Below are 24,814 nucleotides of genomic sequence, written 5' to 3'. Positions count from 1 at the left end.
TCCGTCTACGTCGCGTGTGCTATTCCACTTTTCAAGAGATATCAGGCGTACGCGGCCGGACGCTGCCCGAGGCGGAGGAAAAGGCAGTGGGAGAATGTATCGACGCCGATGCGAAAGCCTGTCCTCTGGCATTCAACAACTGCATGTGAAGCTACAGGCGATTTGGGGGTGTTGCGCCGCCTGCGCCCGTCTTGCTTCGTGGATGCGGTCCCCGATTCTGTGACTGGTAGCGCCATTTCAAGCTTTCGATCTTCGACGCAAGCGACCTCCTCGCGCTAAGCTCTCCTGGCGTCAGAAAAATGACGCTTCGGCGCTACCGATTGCAGGAGCTTTCCCGTCCATGAGGACCCTGTCCCTCCGCTCAACGGGTGACGCATGCCACCGACGCTGCCATGGTGCTCCCGGAGCTATCATCCGCATCTGCAGGGTGACTGACGCGACTGGGCAACGCCACTATGCCCGCCTACGACGCGAGCATCGGCGGGACGATATTGAAGGAGTGGGAGGGGATGGAAGACAGGGTTGGCGCACACATGGACGATGCCCTGGCATTTGTTCCGTCCGGTGCGAACCTGCTGGAAGCCGTCAGGGGCGAGCTCAACGGCGATGGCATCGAGTATCAGCTGCTGGTCATCGACCAGCCGACGCCGGAAGGGCTGGTGCCCGGCCAACACGGACCGAACCGGGTGCTGCTGTTGCTACGCGGTGACGGGCGGGGGCGCTGGCAGCTGGCCGCGCGCAACGACAAGCTGGTGCCGTGTTCCACCCGAGGTGGCTTGGCCGGCGACCCTTTTGCGTATGCAATGGTCGAGGAGGGCACCTTCAGCGTGATCACCAACGGCGGTAGCCGCGAGCGCTGGAGCAGCACCTACCGGTTCCGCTATGCGCCCGCGGACAAGGCCTGCTGGGTGGACGGGGTGAGACGCAAGGTCGTGGATATCGAGACCGAAGCGACCAACATCCGGGATTACTCGGTGGCGGAGCTGGGCAGGGTGCGGTTCGAGGACTTCGACCCGTCCAGTGTCGCCGAGGTGTCGCTTCCATGAGCCAAGCTCCAACCGGCGGAAGGGAATCCGCGCTGATGAAGATTCAGGAGTTGCACTGTGTCGACCGATAGAGAGTCGCAGCTGTTGCGGCAGGCGACCAAAGCCGGCATCGACTCCCCGCTTGAACTGGCCAATTTCATGGCCCAGGCAGGGCACGAGTCGCGCGGCTTGAGCCGGCTCAATGAAAGTTTCAACTTCACCCGGGGAATCTCGCAGATCCCGGTGGAAGCTGCGTGGCGCAATGGCAACGCCGCGCTGGAGAGCGCCCGCCAGGAGGCGCTGCGTGGGCGGCCGGAGAGCCTGGCCGAACTGATGTATGGCGGGCGCATGGGCAATGATGCGCCCGGCGACGCATTGAAGTATCACGGCCGCGGCTATCTGCCGCTGGTCGGCAAGGAAAACTATGAGCGTGCCGGCAAGGCGCTGGATCTGGATCTGGTGAATCAACCGGAGCTGGCCGCGCAGCCTGAGCATGCGGGCCGTATTGCGGTGTGGCAGTGGCAAACGCGCGTGCCGGAGGCGGCGCGCGAGGATGTGCGCGAAGCGACGCGCGCGATCAATGGTGGCCTTAACGGCATCGAGGCCCGCCAGCAGCGATTCGATGCGTGGCAGCAGAAGCTGACGCCTGATGTGATGGCGCGGCTGGAGCGGGGCGAAGTAGGGGCGCCGGCGCAGCAGGCCACCCTGCGCGACATGTCGCAGCCGGGCGAGCCGGGACACGCCCTGTTCCAGGGGGCACGCCAGCACCTGCAGCAGATGGGGGTGCAGAGCGGACTGCGCAGTGAACAGGAACTGGACAACGCCGCCGGCGCGCTGGCGTTGAGTGCGCAGAAGGCCGGCCTGTCGCGTATCGATCATCTGCTGGCGGGCAACGACGGGCGCACGCTGTTTGCGGTGCAGGGCACGCTGGGAGATCCGGCGATGCTGCGTGCGTCCGTTGACCGGGAGCAGGCCGCCCAGCAGCCGCTGGCGCAGAGCAGCCAGCAGCTGGCTGCCAGTGTCGCCCAGCAGGACCCGGCGGCCGCGCTCGCCCGCGAGCAGGAGCAGCGTTCTCGATCCCTGTAACACCTGATGCCGGCGGGCAGGGGACCCGCCGGCGCTTTACGTACGACGCGTGGCGCCCTGTGGCGCCGACATGGAAACCCACTCGGAAGGACACCACATGCGAATCGTTCCCTCGAATGCCCGGCACGCCGCTGCCCGCTGCAATGCATCCGTGCGCCGCCTGCCGCCGCTCTGGCTGCTGTCACTTGGACTTGCCGTAGCGTCGGCACAGGCTCAGGAGGCCGCGGCACCCGTCGTGGAGACGCCCCCGGCTGCCGAGCCAACCGTTGACGTGCCTGCAGGGACGGCGTCTGTTGCAGCACCCATGCCGTCTGAAGCCGTTGCCGCGGCGCCGGTTGCAGACCCGACGCCTGCGCCCGTTGCACCCGCGGCGGCGCCTGTCGCTGCACCGCCTGCCGTCGTCGAGCCAGCCGTCCCGGCGGTAGCTCCCGCGCCACCCGCCTTGGTCATCGCGCCGTTGCCGCCCGAGCAGGCGACCGAGCGTGCGCTTGGTGCCCGCTGCCCGGTGGATCTGGCTGGGCGGCTGGCGGCCCAGGGCGAGCTGCTGATCGGCGCCTGCCAGGGCACGATGCCGGCGCATCTGGCCGCGCTGCTGGTCGCGCTGCCCCAGCAGGACATCCACCTGCCGCGCAGCTGGCGCGAGCGTGAGGTGCAACAGAAGGTTTGGTTCAAGGCGGTGCCGGGCTACGGCCAGCGCCCGGACTTCATCGCGCGGATGGGCGACATCTGGGTGCGCTCGCTGGAAGGACGCGACGCCGACAGCACGTTCTACCTGGTGGCGGCACCGTTCACCTGCAGCGACCAGGTTGCCAACCGCGATGAGTACGGCGCGGAGCCGGTGCGTGTGCCAGCGGGTGACTGCCGCGAGGCTTATGTGGGCCAGCGTGTGTACCAGGTTCGCGGGGACGCCGCGCCGAGGGATGTGACCGCCGATGCCATGCCGGCCATGCCCCAGGTGACGGAGGCCGATCGTGCGCGGCAGCTGTCGCGCGACGGCCGGATCAGCCTGGACCACAGCAAGTTGCAGTACGGCCCGGCCATGCGCTGGTTCGTGCAGTACCCGGAGACGGCGCAGAAGGGCGGTCCGCGTGCCTACAGTGACTGGAACCGCGAGCACCTGGCCTTCGTGGTCTGGACTGGGGATCGCTTCGAGCTGCGCGAAAAGGTCGCGCGGGCGCAGTGGCCCTGTGATCCGGTAGCGCCGGGTGATCGCGCCTGTGGTGGCTTCCCGGATTCCGGGCCGGATCTGTTCGTGATCGCCAGTGCGTCCGCGCCGGTCGCGGCCTCCAGCCCCTGAGGCAGAGGGCCGAAGTGACGCGGGAGCTGGATTGACCGGCTCCCGCGCTGTTCATCAGGCCTGCATGCTGCGGGTCTGGTTCTGCTGTTGTTCCAGTTGTTGATCGCGGTCCTGTGCCAGGCGCTGTCCCGCAGCTTGCTGATCAATGCGCTGGCTGCTCTGCTCCAGCGGGGTGTTCATCGCCACGGCCGTGTCCACCGACACGCGCAGATGCGCCGGGTCGCCGCCCTGGCCCTGCACCGCGAAGCTGCGCGAGGCGTCGGCATTCATCACCACCTCGTCGATGCGCTTGCCGCCTGCAGCGTGCATCTCCGCCGCCAGGCTACCGGCCAACTGCGTACTCATCACATCCGGCACGCGGCCGACGCGAACGTCCTGCGCATGCACGCCACGGATCGCGTCGTTGAACAGCGGGTTGCCCAGGTGATTGGCATCGTCCATGCGCAGCATGCTGGTGTGATGGCCGTTCTTCTCTGCTTCGCGGCGTGCTGGTTCACCGGGCTGCAGCGGGCCGCGGATGTGGTCGTACAGATCGATGGCGCCGCCAGGGATGCCGCGTGCCGCGCGGGTGACGCCACGACGCAGTGATTCCACGTCGTCGCGGTACTCCTCGATCATCTTGGCGTTGTCTTTCGCCAGCTTCTGCGTTTCCGGGTGCTTCAGCACCGAGCCTTCGTTGAGGAAGTTGCCCAGTTTGTGCGCGCCGAATGAACTGGTGGCCGCGATGATCGGACGGTCTGGAATCAGATCACGCAGGGCGTGATTGCTGAAGCCGTTCGCTGCCAGCGTCTTGATCTCGTCGGGCTTGGCGTAGATGCGGACCTGGCCAAAGTGCGGCGAGGCAGCGCTGACCGGATCGGAGGCCATGACGTGGTTGATCATGGTGTTGCCGCCTTCCGGAATGCGGTAGCTGAGGCTGACCGCGCCGTAGGCATTGAAGGTCTCGCCCTTGACGTTGAAGTGGTGCGAGGTGATCTGGGCCAGGGCACCGCCGAGGGAGTGGCCTGTGACGGTGACCTGGGGCGCGGGCACACCGTTCAAGCGGGATTGAAGCGCGGCGCCTTCGAGCGTCCTCTGTGTCAAAGCAATCGCGTCAGGCGCCTGCACGTTGGTGCGCGCAACCACCATGCCGCCGTCGGTCAGAATCGCATCGCGAGCGATCTGCTCGGTGCCACGATGCGCAATGACGATCTCTTTGGTGTCTACGCGCTGATAGACGGTGCCCTGATAGCCGTTGAGACGATTGTTGACATGCTCAAGTATCTTGTACTCATGGCCGTTTAACGTGACTTTTTCTTCTTGGCCGGGTTCACGTCGGCCGACGGCCCGATCCTTGTAGGCGTCATTGGATAACGCGGCGTAGTCCTGAGAGGTGATGGTCACGGCGCCACCTCACTTGCGGAGAGGGTGATCGTAAACAGCTTGTCCTGCAGATCAGGGGCGTAGTTGCTGCGATCGGGCTCGCCACTGGCTGGGAAGTTGGGAACGCGATCTGCCTTCGGATAGACCAGATCCGGATAGTAGAGCGTATGGGCGCCACCTTCGGTCAGCGGCTTGGCGTCGACGAAAGTGAGGAAGCGGGTCTCTTCTTCGGCACCCGTCGCCTTCAGCATTGCCCCGGCACCGGTGAACTCCCACTTGCAGACGCCACGACCGTAGTAGTCCTCATCCAGCATGCGGTCCACATACAGCGTGCCGCGGTACTCGCCCTCAGCGACCTTGCGCAGCTCCACCGGTTCCTGGCTGGTGATACGTGCGGCTGTGCCGGTGGCCGGCTCGATGTGGCCGCACTGGTCTTCGTTGGTGACGTCGTACTGCGCTACGCCCTTGACCAGTGCGAAATCGCCGGGTGCATCCTTCAGGCGCAGTACCAGTTCATAGGCCTTGCGCGGGCTGGGGTTGAGCTTGGCGAGGCCGCGCCCACCCTGGGCGACATCGGCTTCAGCAGCGGCACGTTCCTGGTTCATGGCGGTCTCCGGGTTGCAGGCGGTCAACAGAAGCAGAGCAAGGCACGGAATCATCTTGTGGCGCAATGTCGGCCTCCTTGGGGGTAGGGGTTGTGGAACTGGCGGCTCATGGCATGAGCTTCTGCACAGTGGTGGTGGTTGAGAACAACGCATTGCGCAGATCGGCGCGATAGCTGGAAGGATCTTCCTCGCCGCTCGCTCCGTATCCGGTGATCTCTTCGATTCGGGGGTAGTCGGCGCGTGGGTAGTGCCGCGTCACCCGGCTCCCCGCGTCCATGCGCTCCTTGTCGATGAACGTCAGGAATCGCGTATCCGCCTCGCCGGTCGTAGCGCGCAACATCGCACCGACTCCCGTCAGCGCCCAATGGCAGACACCACGCCCGTAGTAATCCTCGTCCTGCATGCGGTCGAGGTAGAACGTGCCGCGGTATTCGTTCTCGCCCACCTGGCGCAGTGCGATAGGTTCCTGACTGGTGATGCGGCCCGCAGTGCCCGTTGCAGGTACGATCCGCCCACATGCTGCATAGTTGCGTGCGTCGTACTGGGCAACGCCCTCGACCACCGCGAAGGGACCGGGGGCATCCTTCAGTGTCAGCACCAGCTCGTAGCCTTGCTGCGGTGATGGGTTGAGTTTGGCCAGGCCGCGCCCACCAGCGGCGACGTCGCGCTCGGCATCAGCATAGGGCGAGCATGCGGCCAGTGGGATAAGGGCGAGCAACGCCAGCAGCGGCTGCCTTTTCCTTTCAGGGAGCGCTACTCCCATGGCCTGATCCTGCATCGTGCGTCCATGTCCATATATCCTTCCTGGGTGACAGGTTTCTCGATTATGGAGCGTGTCAGGAACGCTGCGCCACCGCCGCGACGGCTTTTTGACGCGCCCGATGCGGTGTATTCCGGCGAATCGATTGCAGCACAGGGGATTCGGGCGTCGCGTTGGCCTTGCTGGCAGGGGCTGCTCGCGGTTGAATCTGCGACCTAAATCAATAATTCACGCATCCATCACATTATCAAAGGCGTTCTCTTGAACTGCATGATCCGCACCGAAACCACGGCCGACCACGCCGCCATCCATGCACTCACCGAGGCCGCCTTCCGCGAAGCCCCGCACAGCAGCCACACCGAGCAGTTCATCGTCGACGCCCTGCGCACCCGCGGGGAGTTGAGCATTTCGCTGGTCGCCGAAACTCAGGGCCAGGTGGTCGGTCACATTGCCCTGTCGCCGGTGACGGTCAGCGATGGCAGCACGGGCTGGTTTGGTCTGGGCCCGATCTCGGTAGTGCCCGCCTGGCAGGGGCAGGGCATCGGTGCGGCCCTGATGCGCGCCGCACTTGAAGCACTGCGTCAGCAGGGTGCGCATGGCTGTGTATTGCTGGGCGAGCCGGCCTATTACGGGCGCTTCGGCTTCCGTGCCGAGCCGGGTCTGGTGTTGCCGGGCGTGCCGGCGGAGTACTTCCAGGCGCTTTGCCTGCAGCCTCCGCTGGCTCAGGGCGAGGTGCAGTACTCACCGGCCTTCGAGGCGACAGCCTGAGCCACGGCGGGCGTGCGCCCGCTCAGGGCGCGCGCCAGACGGTCGGTTCGGGTTGCGGTTTCGGAATGCGGTAGCCGCCGATATGCTCGAGAAGTTCATTGGTACGACGCTGCTCGACCAGTACCTCACGCAGCAGGTTGCGCACGGCGAAGATGGCGAACGGCACCAGGATCCAGACCAGGCTGATGCCCAGCGCAAACAGGGTCAACAGGGCTTTTGCACCATCCATGTACGGCATTCCTTGATCGAAAGCAGCCACGCTAACACGCAGCTGCTGCCAACGGATGTCAGGCCTTATGCCGAAGGTGGATCAGCGGATACGGGCGGCCCTGCGAATCCAGCGGCGAACGACCGGTTTCGACAAAGCCCATGCGCAGGTAGAAGCCCACGGCCTGCGCGTTCTGTGCGTTGACGTCGGTGCTCAGCTGCGGGTGCAGGGCCAGTGCGTGCTGCAGCAGCTGCCGACCGATACCGGTGCCGCGCACGTCCGGATCGATGAACAGTGCTTCCATGTGGGTGCCGTCGATCAGCATGAAGCCCAGCGGCCGATCCTGTGCATCGACAGCAACGGTCATCGGCGCCTGCGGCAGGAAACCGGCGACTTCGGCATCGATCGCCAGGCGATCTTCAGTGCTGAGGAAGTCGTGGGTGGCGTCGACGGCGCGGCGCCAGAGATCGACAAGGGCGGCGCCGTCGTCGGCGCGAGAGGGACGGAGGGTGGTCATGTGTTCACCAAGGTGCTTGACAGGAATACGCATTGTGAAGCTTTCCGGCCGTGCCTGCAGGTGCGGGTTCATCCGGCGTTGCGATGGCGGATGAAGGGACTGTAGGCAGTCGCTTCCGCGCGCAGCAACACGCCATCCTCGAAGTCCTCACTGTTGTTGAAGGGCACGGTCGGCCACTGCCGCCATCGCGACAGTCGCTCGCGGTAGGAAAGGGTGGCTGCAACCAATGCTTCGTCGTGGGCCTGAATGCGTTCCGCTGCAAGCCCTGAACGCACGCCGTGCACCATATACGGCTCCATCACCTCGAAGCCGACGTAGCGCAGGCTGTACATCAATGGCCAGAGCAACAGCCGGGTATCGCCTTCGCGGCCGTCAACCGCGCATGCCCGCGCCGAAGAGCCGGTGGTGACGCTCAGCAGCGCACGCTTGCCCTGCATCACGCCGCGCTCGTGGCGTTGCCGGCTGTTGTACATCGGCCCGTAGACCAGCACGCGGTCCAGCCAGCCCTTGAGGATGGCCGGCGCCGCGAACCACCACAGTGGGAACTGCAGGATCACCAGGTCCGCGGCCCGCAGCAGTTGCAGGTGATGCTGCACATCGGTGGGCAACTGGTCGTGTTCGGCGCTGTAGCGTTGTTCGCGCTGGGGACCGAAGCGCTCGGGCTGCAGGCGCCGTGGATGGTGCCAGGAGGCTTCCAGCGGATCGAAGCTCTCTGCATACAGGTCGACCATGTCCACCTGCAGATTGTCGTGCCGCAGCTGCTCGGCCGCCTGCGTGGCCAGGTGGGCATTGAAGGAACGGGGTTCGGGATGGGCCAGCAGGATCAGGGCGCGCATGAGGGAGGGGCGTATTGGGATGTGCGACCATCCTCGCGATGCCGGCATGTCCCGGCAATTACGCACTTTGAGGTAACCATGGCCTTTCCCGGTGATGTCTATGCCGCCGACTGCTCGGCGCGCGATGCGCTGGCACTGATCTCCGGCAAGTGGGTGATGCTGCTGCTGCCGGCATTGGCCGAGGGCCCGCAACGCAATGGTGCGCTGCTGCGGAAGATCGAAGGCATCTCGCAGAAGGTGCTGACCCAGACCCTGCGGCAGCTGGAGCGCAACGGCCTGATCGAGCGCTGCGATCTGGGCGGCAAGCCACTGCACGTGGAGTACCGGTTGACCGAGGTTGCGCGCAGTCTGGTAGACACCCTGACCGCGTTGGACCGTTGGGCCGAGCACAATTTCCCGGCGCTGGACGCTGCCCGCGAGCGCTTCGACGCGCGTTAGCGGCGCCTGCACGGCTGCGGGCGTACAATGCGGCCCCGGCGGCCATCTTGGCCCTGCAGAAACGCGAGAACCGCCATGACCGACGCCCTGGGTGTGCCGGTGCACGACACCGACGAACACTGGATGCGCCACGCGCTGGCGCTGGCCGAGCGCGCACAACGCGAGTTCGACGAGATCCCGGTGGGTGCGGTGCTGGTCAGTGCCGACGGCCAGCTGCTGGGTGAGGGCTGGAACCTCAACATTGCTTCGCACGACCCCAGTGCGCATGCCGAAATCGTGGCCATGCGTTCAGGTGGAAAACTGCTCGCCAACCATCGCCTGCTCGGCAGCACCCTGTATGTGACCCTGGAGCCGTGCGCAATGTGCGCGATGGCGATCGTGCACGCGCGCGTTGCACGACTGGTCTACGGGGCCAGCGATCCCAAGACCGGGGCCTGCGGCAGTGTGTTCGACCTGCTCGGCGATGGTCGCCACAACCACCGGGTGGAGATCCACGGTGGGGTGCTGGCCAAGGAAGCCAGCATGCGCCTGACCAACTATTTCCGCGCCAAGCGCGGCAAGCCGCCGCTGTTGCTGGAAGACCACGCCAGCGAGGGCTGAGGGGCGAACGGGTATGATGGGCGCCTCTTTCCATCACCGGTAGGCCGCGCGCCTGCCCAGCAACGAGGCGACACATGGCGGACAACGGCGCGGCCAACGAACGACTGATCTGGATCGACCTGGAAATGACCGGGTTGGATACCGACAACGATTCGATCATCGAGATCGCCACCGTAGTCACTGACGCCCAGCTCAACGTGCTGGCCGAAGGTCCGGAATTCGCCATCCACCATCCGCTGGAAACGCTGGAAGCGATGGACGAGTGGAACCGCAACCAGCACCGCCGTTCGGGCCTGTGGCAGCGTGTGGTGGACAGCACGGTGACCCTTGCCCAAGCTGAAGCGCAGACGGTGAATTTCCTGGCGCAGTGGATCCCGGCCGGCCTCTCGCCGATGTGCGGCAACTCCATCTGCCAGGACCGCCGCTTCCTGCACCGCCAGATGCCGCGCCTGGAGAAGTACTTCCACTACCGCAACCTGGACGTGTCCACGGTGAAGGAGCTGGCCAAGCGCTGGGCGCCGACCGTGGCCGCTGGCGTTGGCAAGAACAGCAACCACACCGCGCTGAGCGATGTGCATGACTCCATCGCCGAGCTGCGTCACTACCGCCAGTTCATGGGCGCGCTGTCGGGGCTGCCGGTTGCCTGAACGACGACGCCGGGCATGGCCCGCCGCTACCGGATGACACGCGAACTGGTAGTGCCGGCCGCTGGCCGGCAATTCAGCGGCCTTCGTGACGTGTATCAGGTTGCCGGCCAGCGGCCGGCACTACCCTCCGTTCAACTCCCTGGCGCTAAGATCGGCGCCATGAACGAGCCCATCCTGCTCCCCCGCGACATTGCTCACGACGCCCGCGACTGGTCTGACCTGCAGCGGGCGGTGACCCTGCTGGAAGCGCCGACCCTGACCGCGCGCATGGCCAATCTGGTCGGCACGCCGCTGGAGTTCGCGGTGAAGGCGCTGCCCAACTCGGTCTCCAACCGCATCCATGGCGCCGTGCAGGCGGCGCTGACCAAGTCGGCGCAGGCAGCGCTGTGGAGCATGGACAACACCCCCGGCAAGGGGGCGTCCACCCGCTGGCACAAGTTGGCCGCAGCGACCTCCGGTGCGGTGGGCGGCGCCTTTGGCTTTGCCGCGCTGTTCATCGAACTGCCGGTGTCGACCACCATCATGATGCGCGCCGTGGCCGACGTGGCTCGCAGCGAAGGCTTCGACCTGTCCGAGTTCAGTACCCGCCAGGCCTGCCTGGAGGTGTTCGCGCTGGGCGGCAACTCGCCGCGCGATGACGCCAGCGAGACGGGCTATTACCTGGCCCGCGGCTTCACCACCGATGTGATGCGCCATCTGTCGGCCGAGCTGGCCGGGCGCGTGGTGACCGGCCGTGACCTGACCCTGGGCGTGGCACCGAAGGAAGCCGGCAAGCTGCTGGCAAAGATGGTGGAGAAGGTAGCCGCGCGCTTCGGCGTGGTGGTCACCGAGAAATTCGCCGCACAGGCGGTGCCGATCGTGGGTGCCGCTGCCGGTGCGACGCTCAATACGATGTTCACCGATTACTACCAGGACATGGCGCGCGGCCACTTCATCGTGCGCCGGTTGGAGCGCAAGTACGGCGAAGACGTGGTGCGCACGTGCTATGACCGCGTGGCGCATGGCACGATCAGGATGGAACCCAGCCTGGAGTAGATCCACGCCATGCATGGATGAGCCTTCATGCCAGGCCATCCTTGCCTGCCGGGCATAACTGTTTTGCCACAACACGCCTGTTGCCTTTCGCAGGCGGTCCCCATTCTTGCTGGCACTCCCCCCGCAAGAGATGTCCGCCATGTTGTTTACCTCCCACCGCTTGGGCGCCTTGACACTGCCCAACCGAATCGTCATGCCGCCGATGACCCGCTCGCGCGCTGCCGACGGCAACGTTGCCACCGCGGAAATGGCCGCCTACTACGCGCAGCGGGCCAGCGCGGGCCTGATCGTCAGCGAAGGTACCCAGATCAGCCCGCAGGGCCAGGGCTATGCCTGGACGCCGGGCATCCACAGCCCGAAACAGGTGCAGGGCTGGCGACAGGTGACAGATGCCGTGCACGCTGCAGGCGGTCGCATCTACGCCCAGTTGTGGCACGTGGGTCGGGTCTCGCACGTGGCCCTGCAGCCCGGTGGTGCCGCGCCGGTGTCGTCGTCGGCGCTGCTGGCCGAGGGCGTGAAGGTGTTTGTCGACCCCACCGGCGCCGGCCCGGAAGCGGGCGTGGGCGAGATGATCCAGCACTCGATGCCGCGCGCGCTGGCCGAGGCCGAGATTCCAGGCATCATCGCCGACTACGCGCAGGCCACCCGCAATGCGCTGGCCGCCGGCTTCGATGGTGTCGAGCTTCACGGTGCAAATGGTTATCTGATCAACCAGTTCATCGACTCGCAGGCCAACCAGCGCAGCGACGGCTATGGCGGCTCGCTGCAGAACCGGCTGCGTTTCCTGCGCGAGGTCGTGCAGGCGGTGACTGCAGTAGCCGGTGGTGACCGCGTCGGTGTTCGTCTGGCGCCGCTGACGACGCTGCAGGGCGCGGTGGACGATACGCCGCAGGCTACCTACCTGGCCGCGGCGCACCTGCTGGGTGCGCTGGGCGTGGGCTACCTGCACATCGCCGAAGCCGACTGGGACGATGCACCGCTGATGCCGGTGGCGTTCAAGCAGGCGCTGCGCTTGATCTACCCGGGCACCCTGATCTACGCCGGCAAGTACACCGCCGAGCGCGCCGAGCAGGCACTGGCGGAAGGCTGGGTCGACCTGATCGGCTTCGGTCGCCCGTTCATCGCCAACCCGGATCTGCCGGAGCGCCTGCGTCTGGGTGCGGAATTGAACCCGCCGGATCGGGCGACGTTCTTCGGCGGAGGCGCGATCGGCTTCACCGATTACCCAACGCTGGAAGAAAGCGTCGCCGCCTGATCCTGGAGGTTGCCGGCCAGCGGCCGGCACTACCGGGGCGCGCGGGGCAGGGTAGTGCCGACCGCTGGCCGGCATTTCTGTGTCGGATCAGGGCTTGTCGCGCACCAGCGCGTCGGCCTCGACCACGCCACCATCCTTGCCATGCAGGTACAGGTGCATGTCCTGCTGCGGATACGGGATGTTGATGCCGGCCTTGTCGAAGCCCAGCTTGAGCTGTTCCAGCAGCGTGACCTTGGTACCGAACCAGTCGGCCGACTTCACGTAGCAGCGGATGCCAAGATTGATCGCGTGCGCGCCCAGTTCGTACACCACTACGTCCGGTGCCGGCGTCTGCAACACGCGCGGGTCGGCCTTCATCAGCGCCAGCGCGGTGTCGCGCGCCAGCTGGATGTTGTCTTCATAGCCGATGCCCACCACCAGTTCGACGCGGCGGGTCGGCTCGGCGGTCAGGTTGATGATCGGCGCAGCGGTGATCAGCGTGTTCGGAATGGTGGTGTGCTGATTGTCGGCACCGGTGATGACGGTCTGGAAGATGCGCACTTCGCGCACCGTGCCGGTCTGTCCGGCCACCGTCACTACATCACCGACGCGGAACGGGCGCAGCGTCACCAGCATGACGCCCGAGGCGATGTTGGACAGCGAGTCCTTCAGTGCCAGGCCTACCGCCAGGCCGGCGGTGCCAAGCACGGCCAGCAGCGGGGTGATCTGCACGCCCAGCGTGCCGATTGCCAGCACCACCACGATCACCAGCGACGCGGCGTACACCACGTTGCGCAGGAAATTGCCCAGCATCGGGTCCACGCCCATGCGCGCGGTGGCGCGTGGCATCGCGTTGGACAGGCGTCGCGCCACCCACATGCCGACCAGCAGCACCACGATCGCGGCCAGCAATGGCACGCCGTAGGTCTCCAGCAGGCGTTCCCAATCGAGGGAGTGGAACCAGGGTGTTGCGGCGGGGGCGGGTGGGGCAGTGGCGAGCATGCGGGCTCCTTTGCAGCGGGGGAGGTGGCGCGCGCAGACGCCAGAAACAACAAGCCCCGCAGAGGCGGGGCTTGCATGCAGCTGAAGTATGGGCCGGCGCCGATGAAAGCGACGTCAGCCCTCAGCAATCACGGTCTCAGCCGTTCGCCTTCAGCTTGGCCAGGCGCAGCCAGGTATCGACCACGGTGTCCGGGTTCAGCGACACCGACTCGATGCCTTCCTGCATCAGCCATTCGGCCAGATCCGGGTGATCGGACGGGCCCTGGCCGCAGATGCCGACGTACTTGCCCTTGGCACGTGCCGACTTGATCGCCATCGACAGCAGCTTCTTCACTGCCGGGTTACGTTCGTCGAACAGGTGCGCGACGATCGACGAATCGCGGTCCAGGCCCAGGCTGAGCTGGGTCAGGTCGTTGGAGCCGATCGAGAAGCCGTCGAAGATCTCCAGGAACTCATCGGCGAGCAGTGCGTTGGACGGCACTTCGCACATCATGATGATCTTCAGGCCGTTCTCGCCCTGCTTCAGGCCGTTCTGTTCCAGCACCTCGATGACCTTGCGGCCTTCTTCCAGGGTGCGCACAAACGGAATCATGACCCACAGGTTGTCCAGGCCCATTTCGTTGCGCACGCGCAGCACGGCCTTGCACTCCAGCGCGAAGGCGGCCGAGAAGCTCGGATCGACGTAACGGCTGGCGCCGCGGAAGCCGATCATCGGGTTCTCTTCGTGCGGCTCGTAGTTGCTGCCGCCGATCAGGTTGGCGTACTCGTTGGACTTGAAGTCCGACAGGCGCACGATCACGGCGTTCGGTGCGACCGAGGCGGTGAGGGTGGCGATGCCTTCGGCCAGGCGATCCACGTAGAAGCTGACCGGATCACCGTAACCGGCGATCTTCTCGTCGATCTTCTTCTTGGTTGCCGCATCCTGGCGGTCGTATTCCAGCAGCGCGTTCGGGTGGATGCCGATGTGGCTGGCGATGATCATTTCCAGACGGGCCAGGCCGATGCCGGCGTTCGGCAGCTGGCCGAAGTCGAAGGCACGTTCCGGGTTGGCCACGTTCATCATGATCTTCAGCGGTGCCGGCGGCATGTTGCCCAGATCGGTGGTGGTGCGCTCGAAGCCCAGCTTGCCTTCGTAGATGAAGCCGGTATCGCCTTCAGCGCAGCTGACGGTGACCAGCTGGCCATCTTCGATGACCTTGGTGGCGTTGCCCGAACCGACCACGGCCGGCACGCCCAGCTCGCGCGCGATGATCGCGGCGTGGCAGGTACGGCCACCACGGTTGGTGACGATGGCCGAAGCGCGCTTCATCACCGGTTCCCAATCGGGATCGGTCATGTCGGCGATCAGCACGTCGCCCGGCTGCACGCGGTTCATGTCGTCCAGCGTCTTGACCACGCGGGCCACGCCCGAACCGATCTTGGCACCGACGGCGCGGCCCTCGGCCAGCACGTTGCCGCCCTTTTCAGTCAGCGCGAAGCGCTCGATCTGGGTGGCATGGCTGCGCGACTTCACCGTTTCCGGGCGCGCCTGCACGATGAACAGCTTGCCGCTGACACCGTCCTTGGCCCACTCGATGTCCATCGGGCGGCCGTAGTGCTTTTCGATGACCAGCGCCTGCTTGGACAGTTCCTGCACGTCCTCGTCGCTGATCGAGAAGGTGTTGCGCAGTTCGACCGGAGTGTCCTCGATCCTGACGCGCTCACCCGGAACATCCGAATACACCATGCGGATGGCCTTGCTGCCGAGCGAGCGGCGCAGGATCGCCGGCTTGCCGGCCTGCAGGGTGGGCTTGTAGACGTAGTACTCGTCCGGGTTGACCGCGCCCTGCACGACCATTTCGCCCAGGCCGAAGGACGAGGTGACGAACACCACATCGCGGAAGCCGGACTCGGTGTCCAGTGTGAACAGCACGCCGGAGGAACCGACGCCCGAACGCACCATCAGCTGCACGCCGGCGGACAGGAACACGTCTTCATGCTTGAAGCCGTGGTGCACGCGGTAGGCGATGGCACGGTCGTTGTACAGCGAGGCGAACACTTCCTTGACCTTGTGCACGACGTCGTCGGCACCGGTGACGTTGAGGAAGGTTTCCTGCTGGCCGGCGAAGGAGGCATCCGGCAGATCCTCGGCGGTGGCCGACGAACGCACGGCCACGGCCACGTCGCCGCCGCCATTGTCGGCGCTCAACTGGGCGTAGGCAGTGCGGATGTCCTGGTCCAGCTGCGGCTGCAGCGGGGCATCGATCACCCAGGTGCGGATTTCCTTGCCCGCTGCGGTCAGCGCGTTGACGTCCTCGACGTCCAGCGTGGCCAGCTTGTCGAAGATGCGCTTGGACAGATCGTTGTGCGCGATGAAGTCCTTGAAGGCTTCAGCGGTGGTGGCATAACCGCCCGGCACCGAAACGCCCAGACCGGCCAGGTTGCCGATCATCTCGCCCAGCGACGAATTCTTGCCGCCTACGCGGGCCAGATCGGCCAGACGCAGTTCGTGCAACCACAGGATGTTCTCGTTCAAGCGCGATGCTCCGTTTGGCCATCGCCCGAGGCGGGCTGGAATGGCCGCGTCCGTAGGAAGAAGCCGATATGATGCCGGGCAGAGTACCGTCGGCACAAGCTTGTGCTGGCGGCCTTTTTAGGCTTCGTAGGGGGTAAAAGCGCGCATGTCGACCATCCGTCCGGTGTTCTACGTTTCCGATGGAACCGGTATCACCGCTGAAACCATTGGGCATAGCCTGCTTACCCAGTTCTCCGGGTTCAGCTTCATTACCGATCGCATGTCGTTTGTCGACGACCCCGAAAAAGCGCGTGAAGCCTGTGCCCGGATCCAGGCGGCAGGGGAGCGGTACCAGGTCCGGCCGATCGTGGTGAACTCCTGCGTGGACCAGAGCCTGAGCCTGATCCTGGCCGACAGCGGCGCGCTGATGCTGGATGTGTTCGCGCCGTTCATCGAGCCGTTGGAGCGTGAACTGGCCAGTCCGCGCCTGGCCCGGGTCGGCCAGGCGCACGGCATGGTGGATTTCGACACCTACCACCGCCGCATCAACGCGATGAACTTCGCCCTGACCCATGACGATGGCATCGCGGTGAACTACGACGATGCCGACGTGATCCTGGTGGCGGTGTCGCGCGCCGGCAAGACGCCCACCTGCATCTACCTGGCCCTGCATTATGGGGTGCGCGCGGCCAATTACCCGCTGACCGACGAAGACCTGGAAAGCGACCGCCTGCCGCCACGCCTGCGCAACTACCGGCGCAAGCTGTTCGGCCTGACCATCGACCCGGACCGGCTGCAGCAGATCCGCCAGGAGCGCCGCCCGAACTCGCGCTACGCAAACCTGGACACCTGCAAGCGCGAGGTGGCTGCGGCCGAGGTGATGTTCCAGATGGAGCGGATCCCGACCCTGAGCACCACCCATACCTCGATCGAGGAGATTTCCAGCAAGGTGCTGGCCACGCTGGGGCTGCAGCGCGAGCTGTATTGATCCTCATCTGGTAGAGCCGGCCGCTGGCCGGCTGGTGGATGAACCCTCGGCCGCGATGCAGAGCTGCCGGCCAGCGGCCGGCACTACCCAGGGGTTGGCTTGCACGTGCGCGCCCCCACGTTGAAGCACCAACGTGTAGGATCGACCCATGGCCCGAGCCTTGCCCCGCACCGAACGCATTCCCCGCCTGAGCCGGCTGAGCTGGCTCATGGGCCTGTACGCGGAAAACTACCGCCATCTGGTGCGTCTGTTCGAACCGGCCGGACTGGTGGCGGGCAGCTACATTTCCTCGATCGGCGACGGCCTGGATGTCCGCCTGGACGTGATCGAGTGCCACCGCTACACGGTGGAACTGCGCCTGACCTACGACCTGGCCGACCCGGTCACCGGTGAGCCGGATCCGTCGGCCTATGTGCGTCTGTACCGTGACGCGCGCCAGGCCGAGACCACCCACTGCTACGTCGGCCGTCGCTGGCAGGACACCATGGGCCTGTACCCGCCGCCGGCGGAGCTGATCAGCCACCGCATGCGGATGAATACCTTCCTCGGCAAGTGGCTGGAGTACCTGGCCGAGCGCGGCCACGGCGTGGCCACCCTGCGCCGCGATCCCGACGGTGCTGGCACACCTGCCGAGCGCCGCCTGTCGCTGGTGCGCTGATCGGCCATAATCCACGGCTGACCTGCCGCTGGATGCTGCCCCATGCCGTACACCCCGATCGTCGCCACCCTGGGCTATGTGCTGTCGCCTGATCGTCGCCAGGTGCTGATGATCCACCGCAATACCCGTCCCGGTGACCACCACCTGGGCAAGTACAACGGCCTGGGCGGCAAGATCGAAGCGGACGAGGATGTGGCGGCCAGCATGCGCCGCGAGATCGCCGAGGAAGCCGGCATCGACTGCACCGGCATGCGCCTGCGCGGCACCATCAGCTGGCCAGGCTTCGGCAAGCACGGCGAGGATTGGCTGGGTTTCGTGTTCGTCATCGATGGATTCGAGGGCACCCCGCACGGCGGCAACCACGAAGGCACGCTGGAGTGGGTGGACCTGGACAAGCTGGACACCCTGCCGATGTGGGAGGGCGACCGCAACTTCCTGCCGCTGGTGTTCGACGCCGACCCGCGCCCGTTCCACGGCGTGATGCCGTACAAGGACGGGCGCATGGTGAGCTGGTCCTTCAGCCGCCTGTGAGCCGGGAAATCGGGTAGCTGCCAACCTTTGGTCGGCGCGCTCTTCTGGCAAATTAATACCCGGGCAATATTGACGGGAGAGAATTACCCGGGCAATATTCGCGCATCGCCTCTGATGCCGTTGCCATGCCTGCGTCCCGACTTCCTCCCTTCAGTTGTTTCGACGGCCATCGCCTGGTCGCTTCCGGTACGCCGGAAGTGGCCGCGCTGGCGCTGAAGCAACTGCGTGTCGACAACGCTGCCGGTCCGCTGCTGGTGTTCGACAACGCCACCGGCCGCACCCGTGATTTCGATACGCGTGGCAGCGACGCAGAACTCCTGGCGCGGGTAAACGAAGCGTTTCCCGCCGCCGTGGAGACGGATGCCGACGTCACTGCCGAAGAGGCGCCCGCAACCCCACGTGGCCGTGGCCGCCCCAAGCTGGGTGTGGTCGCCCGAGAAGTGACCTTGCTGCCGCGCCATTGGGCGTGGCTGGCCGAGCAGCCTGGCGGTGCCTCGGTGGTGCTGCGCAAGCTGGTGGAGGCGGCCAGCCGTGCCGGTGCTGACAAGGACCGCCAGCGTCGTGACAGCGAGCGTGCCTATCACTTCCTGCAGACCATCGCCGGTGACCTGCCGGGTTTCGAGGAGGCGATCCGTGTCCTGTTCGCGCATGACCGCGCGGGCCTGGAAGCGGCGTTGCGGAGTTGGCCCGCGGATGTGTGCGCCCACGCTCTGCGCCTGGCCTTCGACGATCCTGCGGACCACGCCGACGGCTGAGCCATCGCGCCGTTGCTGAGCGACGGCCCCACCTGACCGCGGGTCCAGGCCCGCTTCCCCTGTGCGTGCTTTGCTGGCGGAAACGCCGGGCAGGGCGGCGCCTTGCCCAGAGAACCCCATGAGCCCCCCTGTACATCCGATACCTCCGGCAGCACCCCCGCTGTGGCGCACCTATCTGACCCTGCTGCTGCCGATGCTGCTGACCAATGCGCTGCAGCTGGCCGCAGGCACGCTGGACAACATTTACCTCGGCCATCTGCTCGGCACACAGGCAGTGGCTGCAGCGGCTGCGTTCTTTCCGGTCTTCTTCCTGCTGTTGGCCCTGGTAATGGGCCTGGCGACCGGTGCGATGGTGCTGATCGGCCAGGCCTGGGGTGCGGGCCGCCCGCAGCAGGCACGCGCCGTGGCTGGCAGCGCGGTGGCGCTGATCCTGCTGCTGTCGGTGCTGGTGATGGCTGTGGGCGGCGGCTTCGCGCCACAACTGCTGGCGGCGTTGGGCACGCCGGCAGCGGTCCTCAGTGAGTCCATTGTCTACGCACGCGTGCTGTTGCTGACGGCACCGGTGTTCTTCCTGCTGTGGCTGGCCACTGCGGTGAGCCGCGCGGTGGGCGATGCGAAGACACCGCTGCATGCGCTGCTGCTGGCAACGGTGGTCGGCCTGCTGTGCACGCCGCTGCTGATCCTCGGCTGGGCCGGCCTGCCGCAGCTGGGTTCGGCCAGTGCGGCAGTCTCGGCGGCGTTTGCCTCGCTGCTGGCCCTGGCCTGGCTTATGTGGCGGTGGCAGAGGATGGAGCACCCGTTGGCGCCGGGACGTGAGCTGCTGCGTGCCATCCGTTTCGATGGCGTGCTCATCCGCGCGATGCTGCGCATCGGCGTACCGTCATCGCTGCAGATGCTCAGCCTGGCCATTGCCGAAATCGTGTTGCTGGGCTGGATCAACCGCTACGGCTACACGGCCACGGCCGCCTACGGTGCGGTCAACCAGTTGATGAGCTGGGTGCAACTGCCTGCGATGTCGCTGGGGATCACCGCCACCATCCTCGCGGCGCATGCGATGGGCGCGGGGCGTACGGCACGGCTGCCCGCCATCGCTCGCACCGGTGTGCTGCTTGGGCTGGCGATGCTGAGCGTGGTGGTGCTGCTGGTGATGGCGCTGGCGCCCTGGCTGACCGGGCTGATTCTGGCGGCCGCAGAGGTGCGCGAATTGGCCGCATCGCAGCTGCGCACGGTGGTATGGGGCGTGCTGGCGATGGGAGGCAGCGCGGTGCTGGTCGGAGTGATGCGAGGCAGTGGCACGGTTTTGCTGCCAGCGTTGCTGGGCATGGCAGCGGTACTGCTGCTGGAGCTGCCGTTGGCGATGTGGTTGCAGGCGCGGCATGGTCTGGCCGGGCTGTGGTGGGCGTGGCCACTGGGGTTGCTGGCGATGTTGGTGATGCAGGTGTTCTGCTTCGCGCATTGGCGGCGGCGGGTGCAGGCTGGGTAGTGCCGGCCGCTGGCCGGCAATCCGGAATGCCGGGGCAGCCGGCCAGCGGCCGGCTCTACCACTCGGTTGGCTCGCGTCCGGCGCGGTAGCTATGGTGTGCCTGACCGCTGGTGATGCAGGTGTTCTGTGTTGCTCGCTGGCGGCGGGTGCAGGCTGGGTAGTGCCGGCCGCTGGCCGGCAACGCGGAACGGTCCGGGCAGCCGGCCTGCGGCCGGCTCTACCACGCGGTCGGATCACAGTCGTTGCGGCGGCTGCGGTGAGTCGGCCACTGGTGATGCAGGTGTTCTGTGTTGCTCGCTGGCGGCGGGTGCAGGCTGGGTAGTGCCGGCCGCTGGCCGGCAATCCGGAATGCCGCGGCAGCCGGCCAGCGGCCGGCTCTACCACGTGGTCGGATCACGGTCGTTGCGGCGGCTGCGGTGGGCCGACCACTGGTGATGCAGGTGTTCTGTGTTGCTCGCTGGCGGCGGGTGCAGGCTGGGTAGTGCCGGCCGCTGGCCGGCAACGCGGAACGGTCCGGGCAGCCGGCCAGCGGCCGGCTCTACCACGCGTTCGGATCACAGTCGTTGCGGCGGCTGCGGTGGGTCGGCCACTGGTGATGCAGGTGTTCTGTGTTGCTCGCTGGCGGCGGGTACAGGCTGGGTAGTGCCGGCCGCTGGCCGGCAATCCGGAATGCCGCGGCAGCCGGCCAGCGGCCGGCTCTACCACTTCAGCGCCGCTGTGCCAGCAGCAGATGGAAGTGCTTTTCGCGGATCTGGCCGTCATTGCCGGCTGCAGATTCCCGGTGGCTGCGCCAGGCCGAGACGCGGAAGCCCGATACCCGCAGCGCCAGCTCCACCGCGTCCAGCTCATGCAGTTGGAAGTCGGCAGCAAATGGCAGGCTGCGCATGAAGCTGGCGTCGCCAAAGGCCAGGCACAGGCGGCCGCCCCGGCGCAGCACCCGCGCCAGCTCGTCCAGCACCGGCGCCAGGTTCGGCCAGAAGTACAGGGTGTTGACCGCCAGCGCGGCATCCATCGCGGCATCGGCGACCGGCAGCGCATGAGCGTCGCCGTGTCGCATCGCGGCACGCTCGGCCAACCCGGCGCTGGCCAGGCGCTGGTTGCCGGCCTCGACCATGGCGGTGGACAGCTCAATACCCAGATAGTGGCTGTCGGTGGCCTGCAGCATCAGCGGCGCGAAGGCCGCATTGCCGGGGCCGATCTCCAGGACCCGTTCGCCAGTGCCGACGGCCAGCAGCCCGATCGCGGCCAGGTTGAGTGCGCCGTTGCTGCGGTTCATCGAGTCGGCCACCGCCAGCGCGGCCTCGCCATGGGGCTGCCGCAGCTGTGCGGCCAGAGTGGGAGCATCCAGCATCATCATCGTCCGTTGCAGAGTTTCGGACGTGGCGGCGGCGGGTCCGCCGGTGACCATAGCGCCGACCTTGTGGCTTGGGAAGTAGGGAAACCCCGCTTCGGGGTGATGAGGAAATGTCCAGCGTCGCAGTCGGTGAGATCTGGTTGTCCACAGGGGGTGTGGATTACGCGTGGGCAACTTTGTGGATAAGCCGCGACAGGCGCCACCCCCCTAGGCTGTCAAGATGGGTGGCGAAAAATTCACCGCCGGTGAGGACAGGTGAGGGAGCGGTGAAGGCTGGGGCCTGCCAGCGCTGTCGCCAGTGGCGGCGCTCGCGGTAACCTGTGGGCCTTGATGCTCCGTGAGACCCCATGAAACGTCACTTCTCGATGCTGCGCGAATTCCAGCTGGCCGACTGGTTCACCCTGGCCAATGCTTTCTGCGGCACCGGTGCGGTCTTTGCCGCAATGCGCTTCCTGCAGGACGGCGAGCGCGGCTACCTGCTGTTCGGCATGGCGTTGATCCCGCTGGCTTTCATTTTCGACGCCCTCGACGGGCGCATCGCGCGCTGGCGCAAGTCCAGCTCCACCCTGGGCCGCGAGCTGGACTCGCTGTCCGACGTGATCTCCTTCGGTGTGGCCCCGGCGGCGCTGGCCTACGCCTGCGGCATGCAGGGCGGCTGGGACTGGCTGGTGCTGAGCTATTTCGTCTGCTGCGGCGTCAGCCGCCTGGCGCGCTACAACGTCACCGCCGAGGCGCTGGCCGGCGACGAGGGCAAGGTCGCGTATTTCGAGGGCACCCCGATCCCGACCAGCCTGGTGCTGGTGATCGTGCTGGCGATCGCCGCCGGTACCGATGCCATCGGCCAGAACATCTGGTTCGGCCAGTGGCAGATCGGCCCGTGGCAGCTGCACCCGATGGTGCTGTTGTTCGCCCTGTCCGGGTCGCTGATGATCAGCAAGACCCTGCGTATCCCCAAGCCATGAGCCAGCCCTGCGGAGGCCTGCGATGACCAGCTCGGCCCACGACGCCGGCAGCAGTGATTTCGAAACCCTGGCCCGGCAGTACTTCAGCGCCTGGGGCGATGCCCTGCGCCATGCGAGCACGCCCGGCGCACCGGCTGGTGACGATCCCGGCAGCTGGCAGCGGTTGTTCGACTGGTGGGGCCAGCTGTTGCCCGAGCAGGGGCAGGGCGCGCCGGAAGATGCCGTGCGCCGCTTCCGCGAACAGGCGGGCAGCTGGTACGGCACCATGCAGGAAGTGGCCGCGCGTTTCGCCGGCCGCGACGCCAGCAGTGCCGATGTGGCACAAGCCTGGCGCGAGGCGGTGCAGGGGCAGGGCGACGGCATGCTGCAGTGGATGCTGCAGGGCGCCCGTGGCAGCACCCACGCTGGCGCCGCTGTACCGGAGTTTGCCGCCTGGCTGCAGCAGTTCCAGCTGCAGGCCGGTCCGTGGCTGCAGAGCCCGGCGTTCGGGCCCGGCCGCGAGCACCAGGCGCGCTGGCAGGCGCTGCTGCGGGCGCAGGAGGAATACCAGCAGCATTCGCGCGCCTATGTCGATCAGATCAAGCAGGCGCTGGACGAGGCCTTCGCGCTGTTCGAGCAGCGCCTGGCCGAGCACGAGCAGCCGGGCAGCCAGTTGACCAGCGCCCGCGCGATGTTCGACCTGTGGATTGAAGTGGCCGAGGAGGCCTACGCCAAGGTCGCCTTGTCCGAACCGTTCCAGCAGGTGTATGCCGCGCTGGGCAACGCTCAGATGCGCCTGCGCGCCGGCCTGCAGCACGAGGTGGAACAGATGAGTGAACGGATCGGCCTGCCGACCCGCAGTGAGATGGACGCCGCGCACCGCCGCATCGCTGAGCTGGAGCGCAGCCTGCGCCGCCTGCAGGCACAGGTGGTGGCCATGGCCGGTACGGGCGAGGTCGATCCGGTGGCACAGCCGGCGCCGGCGAAGGTGAAGCCGGTCGCGCGCAAGGCCGCGAAGAAGGCCGCGCCGGCAAAGAAGGCGGCTGCGAAAAAGGCGCCTGCGAAGAAGGCTGCACCAAAGGCAGCGCCCCGTACTTCCACGCGGACGCGTGACCGATGAAAGGACCGCTGGGCTTCAACGCCGATGACCTGATGCAGGAAACCCTGGCCATGCAGCGCAAGCTGATGGAAGGGCTGAAGCTGCTGCCGCAGGTGGAAGACGTGGACTATGGCGTCACCGCCCGCGAGGAAGTCTGGCGCGACGGCAAGGTGGTGCTGTACCGCTTCGTCGGCGAACAGGCACCGACCCGGCGCACGCCGTTGCTGATCGTCTACGCGCTGGTCAACCGGCCGTACATGGTCGACCTGCAGGCCGATCGCTCACTGGTGCAGAAGCTGCTGGCGCTGGGGCAGGACGTCTACGTGCTGGACTGGGGTTACCCGGATCGCTCGGAGCGCTTCCAGACCCTGGAGGACTATCTGCTGCGCTACATCGATGGCGCGGTCGATGCGCTGCGCGCGCGCAGTGGTGGACCGGTCGACCTGCTCGGCATCTGCCAGGGCGGCGTGTTCGCGCTGTGCTACGCCGCGCTGCGCCGGCAGAAGCTGGGCAAGCTGATCACCATGGTCACCCCGGTCGATTTCCACACCGCCGACAACATGCTCTCGCACTGGGCGCGGCAGGTGGATGTGGACCTGCTGGTTGACACGCTGGGCAACATCCCGGCCGACCTGATGAATGCCAGTTACCTGATGCTCAAGCCGTTCCGCCTGAACGTGCAGAAGTACGTCGGCCTGCTCGACATCCTCGATGACAAGGCGGCGCTGGAGGATTTCCTGCGCATGGAGAAGTGGATCTTCGATTCACCGGACCTGGCGGGCGAGGCGTTCCGCGACTTCATCAAGCAGTTCTACCAGGGCAACGGGCTGATGAACGGCACGGTGCGGATCGGCGAAGAGGCGGTGGATCTGTCGAAGGTGACCCTGCCGGTACTGAACATCTACGCCGAGCAGGACCACCTGGTGCCGCCGGATGCCTCGCGCGCAATGCGTGGACGCCTGGGCACCGAGGATTACACCGAGTCCAGTTTCCGTGGCGGCCATATCGGCATCTACGTGTCCGGTCGCGCGCAGCGCGAAGTGCCGGCCACGATCGATGGCTGGTTGAAGGCGCGCGACGTGTAAGGCTTG

The 24,814-nt window shown here is 66.4% G+C and carries 26 protein-coding genes; 17 read left to right on the top strand and 9 right to left on the bottom strand.

Annotation, left to right across the window (positions count from 1 at the left end; translation table 11 throughout):
• The first annotated feature begins 509 nt into the window (after nt 1–509).
• From ACZK2R_RS13705 to ACZK2R_RS13695, 3 genes are all read left to right on the top strand, one after another.
• Entirely contained in the window at nt 510–1,046 is a 537-nt protein-coding gene (locus tag ACZK2R_RS13705) for a hypothetical protein (protein ID WP_010484878.1), read from the top strand.
• Nucleotides 1,047–1,103: 57 nt separating this feature from the next.
• Nucleotides 1,104–2,111, top strand: a complete 1,008-nt coding sequence (locus tag ACZK2R_RS13700; protein ID WP_125893925.1) for an XVIPCD domain-containing protein — start codon at nt 1,104–1,106, stop codon at nt 2,109–2,111.
• Nucleotides 2,112–2,208: 97 nt separating this feature from the next.
• Nucleotides 2,209–3,408, top strand: a complete 1,200-nt coding sequence (locus tag ACZK2R_RS13695; RefSeq protein ID WP_180837948.1) for a hypothetical protein — start codon at nt 2,209–2,211, stop codon at nt 3,406–3,408.
• Between the two features lie 54 nt (nt 3,409–3,462).
• Here the strand turns inward: ACZK2R_RS13695 and ACZK2R_RS13690 are convergent, their stop codons facing one another.
• The 3 genes from ACZK2R_RS13690 to ACZK2R_RS13680 are packed head-to-tail and all read right to left on the bottom strand — an operon-like array spanning nt 3,463 to nt 6,153.
• Nucleotides 3,463–4,791 (bottom strand): XVIPCD domain-containing protein, encoded by a 1,329-nt coding sequence (locus tag ACZK2R_RS13690; protein ID WP_180837949.1) that lies wholly within the window; start codon nt 4,789–4,791, stop codon nt 3,463–3,465.
• Nucleotides 4,788–5,441, bottom strand: a complete 654-nt coding sequence (locus ACZK2R_RS13685) for a hypothetical protein (RefSeq protein ID WP_049436610.1) — start codon at nt 5,439–5,441, stop codon at nt 4,788–4,790. Before ACZK2R_RS13685 ends, ACZK2R_RS13690 begins: the two co-directional genes overlap by 4 nt.
• A gap of 40 nt (nt 5,442–5,481) precedes the next feature.
• Nucleotides 5,482–6,153 (bottom strand): hypothetical protein, encoded by a 672-nt coding sequence (locus ACZK2R_RS13680; RefSeq protein WP_125893930.1) that lies wholly within the window; start codon nt 6,151–6,153, stop codon nt 5,482–5,484.
• Between the two features lie 243 nt (nt 6,154–6,396).
• Here ACZK2R_RS13680 and ACZK2R_RS13675 point away from each other — a divergent pair, with 243 nt between their 5' ends.
• Nucleotides 6,397–6,903 carry a GNAT family N-acetyltransferase gene (locus ACZK2R_RS13675; RefSeq protein ID WP_428993064.1) on the top strand — a complete coding sequence of 169 codons (507 nt, stop codon included), beginning with the start codon at nt 6,397–6,399 and terminating at the stop codon, nt 6,901–6,903.
• A gap of 22 nt (nt 6,904–6,925) precedes the next feature.
• Here ACZK2R_RS13675 and ACZK2R_RS13670 read toward each other — a convergent pair whose 3' ends face one another.
• The 3 genes from ACZK2R_RS13670 to ACZK2R_RS13660 form a co-directional block, all read right to left on the bottom strand.
• Nucleotides 6,926–7,132 carry a hypothetical protein gene (locus ACZK2R_RS13670; protein ID WP_005410107.1) on the bottom strand — a complete coding sequence of 69 codons (207 nt, stop codon included), beginning with the start codon at nt 7,130–7,132 and terminating at the stop codon, nt 6,926–6,928.
• Between the two features lie 58 nt (nt 7,133–7,190).
• Nucleotides 7,191–7,628: an acetyltransferase gene (locus ACZK2R_RS13665; RefSeq protein WP_032129515.1), complete on the bottom strand. Its 438-nt coding sequence runs from the start codon at nt 7,626–7,628 to the stop codon at nt 7,191–7,193.
• 68 nt (nt 7,629–7,696) lie between these two features.
• Nucleotides 7,697–8,464: an NAD(P)H-dependent oxidoreductase gene (locus ACZK2R_RS13660; RefSeq protein ID WP_478487311.1), complete on the bottom strand. Its 768-nt coding sequence runs from the start codon at nt 8,462–8,464 to the stop codon at nt 7,697–7,699.
• 78 nt (nt 8,465–8,542) lie between these two features.
• Here ACZK2R_RS13660 and ACZK2R_RS13655 point away from each other — a divergent pair, with 78 nt between their 5' ends.
• From ACZK2R_RS13655 to ACZK2R_RS13635, 5 genes are all read left to right on the top strand, one after another.
• Complete coding sequence (locus ACZK2R_RS13655; protein ID WP_032129513.1) at nt 8,543–8,902, top strand: winged helix-turn-helix transcriptional regulator; 360 nt, start codon at nt 8,543–8,545, stop codon at nt 8,900–8,902.
• Nucleotides 8,903–8,977: 75 nt separating this feature from the next.
• Nucleotides 8,978–9,502, top strand: a complete 525-nt coding sequence (gene tadA, locus ACZK2R_RS13650; RefSeq protein ID WP_125893936.1) for a tRNA adenosine(34) deaminase TadA — start codon at nt 8,978–8,980, stop codon at nt 9,500–9,502.
• Nucleotides 9,503–9,576: 74 nt separating this feature from the next.
• Nucleotides 9,577–10,149 (top strand): oligoribonuclease, encoded by a 573-nt coding sequence (gene orn, locus ACZK2R_RS13645; protein ID WP_107431636.1) that lies wholly within the window; start codon nt 9,577–9,579, stop codon nt 10,147–10,149.
• Nucleotides 10,150–10,308: 159 nt separating this feature from the next.
• Complete coding sequence (locus tag ACZK2R_RS13640) at nt 10,309–11,184, top strand: EcsC family protein (RefSeq protein ID WP_125893938.1); 876 nt, start codon at nt 10,309–10,311, stop codon at nt 11,182–11,184.
• A 139-nt stretch (nt 11,185–11,323) separates the two neighbouring features.
• The gene (locus ACZK2R_RS13635) at nt 11,324–12,439 is read left to right on the top strand and encodes an alkene reductase (RefSeq protein ID WP_180837950.1); all 1,116 of its coding nucleotides are present in this window, start codon (nt 11,324–11,326) and stop codon (nt 12,437–12,439) included.
• Nucleotides 12,440–12,526: 87 nt separating this feature from the next.
• On the opposite strand, the gene ACZK2R_RS13630 is transcribed toward ACZK2R_RS13635, so the two are convergent.
• Together ACZK2R_RS13630 and ppsA are read right to left on the bottom strand one after the other, a co-directional pair.
• Nucleotides 12,527–13,420, bottom strand: a complete 894-nt coding sequence (locus ACZK2R_RS13630; protein ID WP_050509854.1) for a mechanosensitive ion channel family protein — start codon at nt 13,418–13,420, stop codon at nt 12,527–12,529.
• Nucleotides 13,421–13,556: 136 nt separating this feature from the next.
• Nucleotides 13,557–15,935, bottom strand: coding sequence for a phosphoenolpyruvate synthase (gene ppsA, locus ACZK2R_RS13625; protein ID WP_014037623.1), 2,379 nt, complete (start codon nt 15,933–15,935; stop codon nt 13,557–13,559).
• A 145-nt stretch (nt 15,936–16,080) separates the two neighbouring features.
• Between ppsA and ppsR the strand changes: the two genes are divergently transcribed.
• The 5 genes from ppsR (at nt 16,081) to ACZK2R_RS13600 (ending at nt 20,329) form a co-directional block, all read left to right on the top strand.
• Nucleotides 16,081–16,902, top strand: coding sequence for a posphoenolpyruvate synthetase regulatory kinase/phosphorylase PpsR (gene ppsR, locus ACZK2R_RS13620; protein WP_006452040.1), 822 nt, complete (start codon nt 16,081–16,083; stop codon nt 16,900–16,902).
• Between the two features lie 148 nt (nt 16,903–17,050).
• Entirely contained in the window at nt 17,051–17,560 is a 510-nt protein-coding gene (locus ACZK2R_RS13615) for a DUF1249 domain-containing protein (protein ID WP_049398213.1), read from the top strand.
• 42 nt (nt 17,561–17,602) lie between these two features.
• Nucleotides 17,603–18,091, top strand: a complete 489-nt coding sequence (locus ACZK2R_RS13610; protein WP_049462146.1) for an NUDIX hydrolase — start codon at nt 17,603–17,605, stop codon at nt 18,089–18,091.
• Between the two features lie 125 nt (nt 18,092–18,216).
• Nucleotides 18,217–18,846 carry a DUF2239 family protein gene (locus tag ACZK2R_RS13605; RefSeq protein WP_125893944.1) on the top strand — a complete coding sequence of 210 codons (630 nt, stop codon included), beginning with the start codon at nt 18,217–18,219 and terminating at the stop codon, nt 18,844–18,846.
• Between the two features lie 118 nt (nt 18,847–18,964).
• Entirely contained in the window at nt 18,965–20,329 is a 1,365-nt protein-coding gene (locus ACZK2R_RS13600; RefSeq protein ID WP_125893946.1) for an MATE family efflux transporter, read from the top strand.
• A 706-nt stretch (nt 20,330–21,035) separates the two neighbouring features.
• Here ACZK2R_RS13600 and ACZK2R_RS13595 read toward each other — a convergent pair.
• Nucleotides 21,036–21,686: a class I SAM-dependent methyltransferase gene (locus ACZK2R_RS13595; RefSeq protein WP_049398211.1), complete on the bottom strand. Its 651-nt coding sequence runs from the start codon at nt 21,684–21,686 to the stop codon at nt 21,036–21,038.
• Between the two features lie 344 nt (nt 21,687–22,030).
• On the opposite strand from ACZK2R_RS13595, the gene ACZK2R_RS13590 reads away from it, so the two are divergent.
• From ACZK2R_RS13590 to ACZK2R_RS13580, 3 genes are read left to right on the top strand one after another with little or no spacing between them, the layout of a single operon-like run.
• Nucleotides 22,031–22,645, top strand: coding sequence for a CDP-alcohol phosphatidyltransferase family protein (locus ACZK2R_RS13590; protein WP_032130352.1), 615 nt, complete (start codon nt 22,031–22,033; stop codon nt 22,643–22,645).
• A gap of 22 nt (nt 22,646–22,667) precedes the next feature.
• Nucleotides 22,668–23,744 (top strand): class III poly(R)-hydroxyalkanoic acid synthase subunit PhaE, encoded by a 1,077-nt coding sequence (gene phaE / locus ACZK2R_RS13585; RefSeq protein ID WP_180837952.1) that lies wholly within the window; start codon nt 22,668–22,670, stop codon nt 23,742–23,744.
• The gene (locus ACZK2R_RS13580) at nt 23,741–24,808 is read left to right on the top strand and encodes a class III poly(R)-hydroxyalkanoic acid synthase subunit PhaC (RefSeq protein WP_071227618.1); all 1,068 of its coding nucleotides are present in this window, start codon (nt 23,741–23,743) and stop codon (nt 24,806–24,808) included. The genes phaE and ACZK2R_RS13580 overlap by 4 nt, the downstream gene beginning before the upstream one ends.
• The last annotated feature ends 6 nt before the right edge of the window (nt 24,809–24,814 follow it).

It is taken from the genome of Stenotrophomonas sp. 96582_Sma (assembly GCF_056480905.1).
The sequence above is the reverse complement of the archived record's forward strand: the minus strand, read 5'-3'. Positions and strand labels throughout refer to the sequence as shown.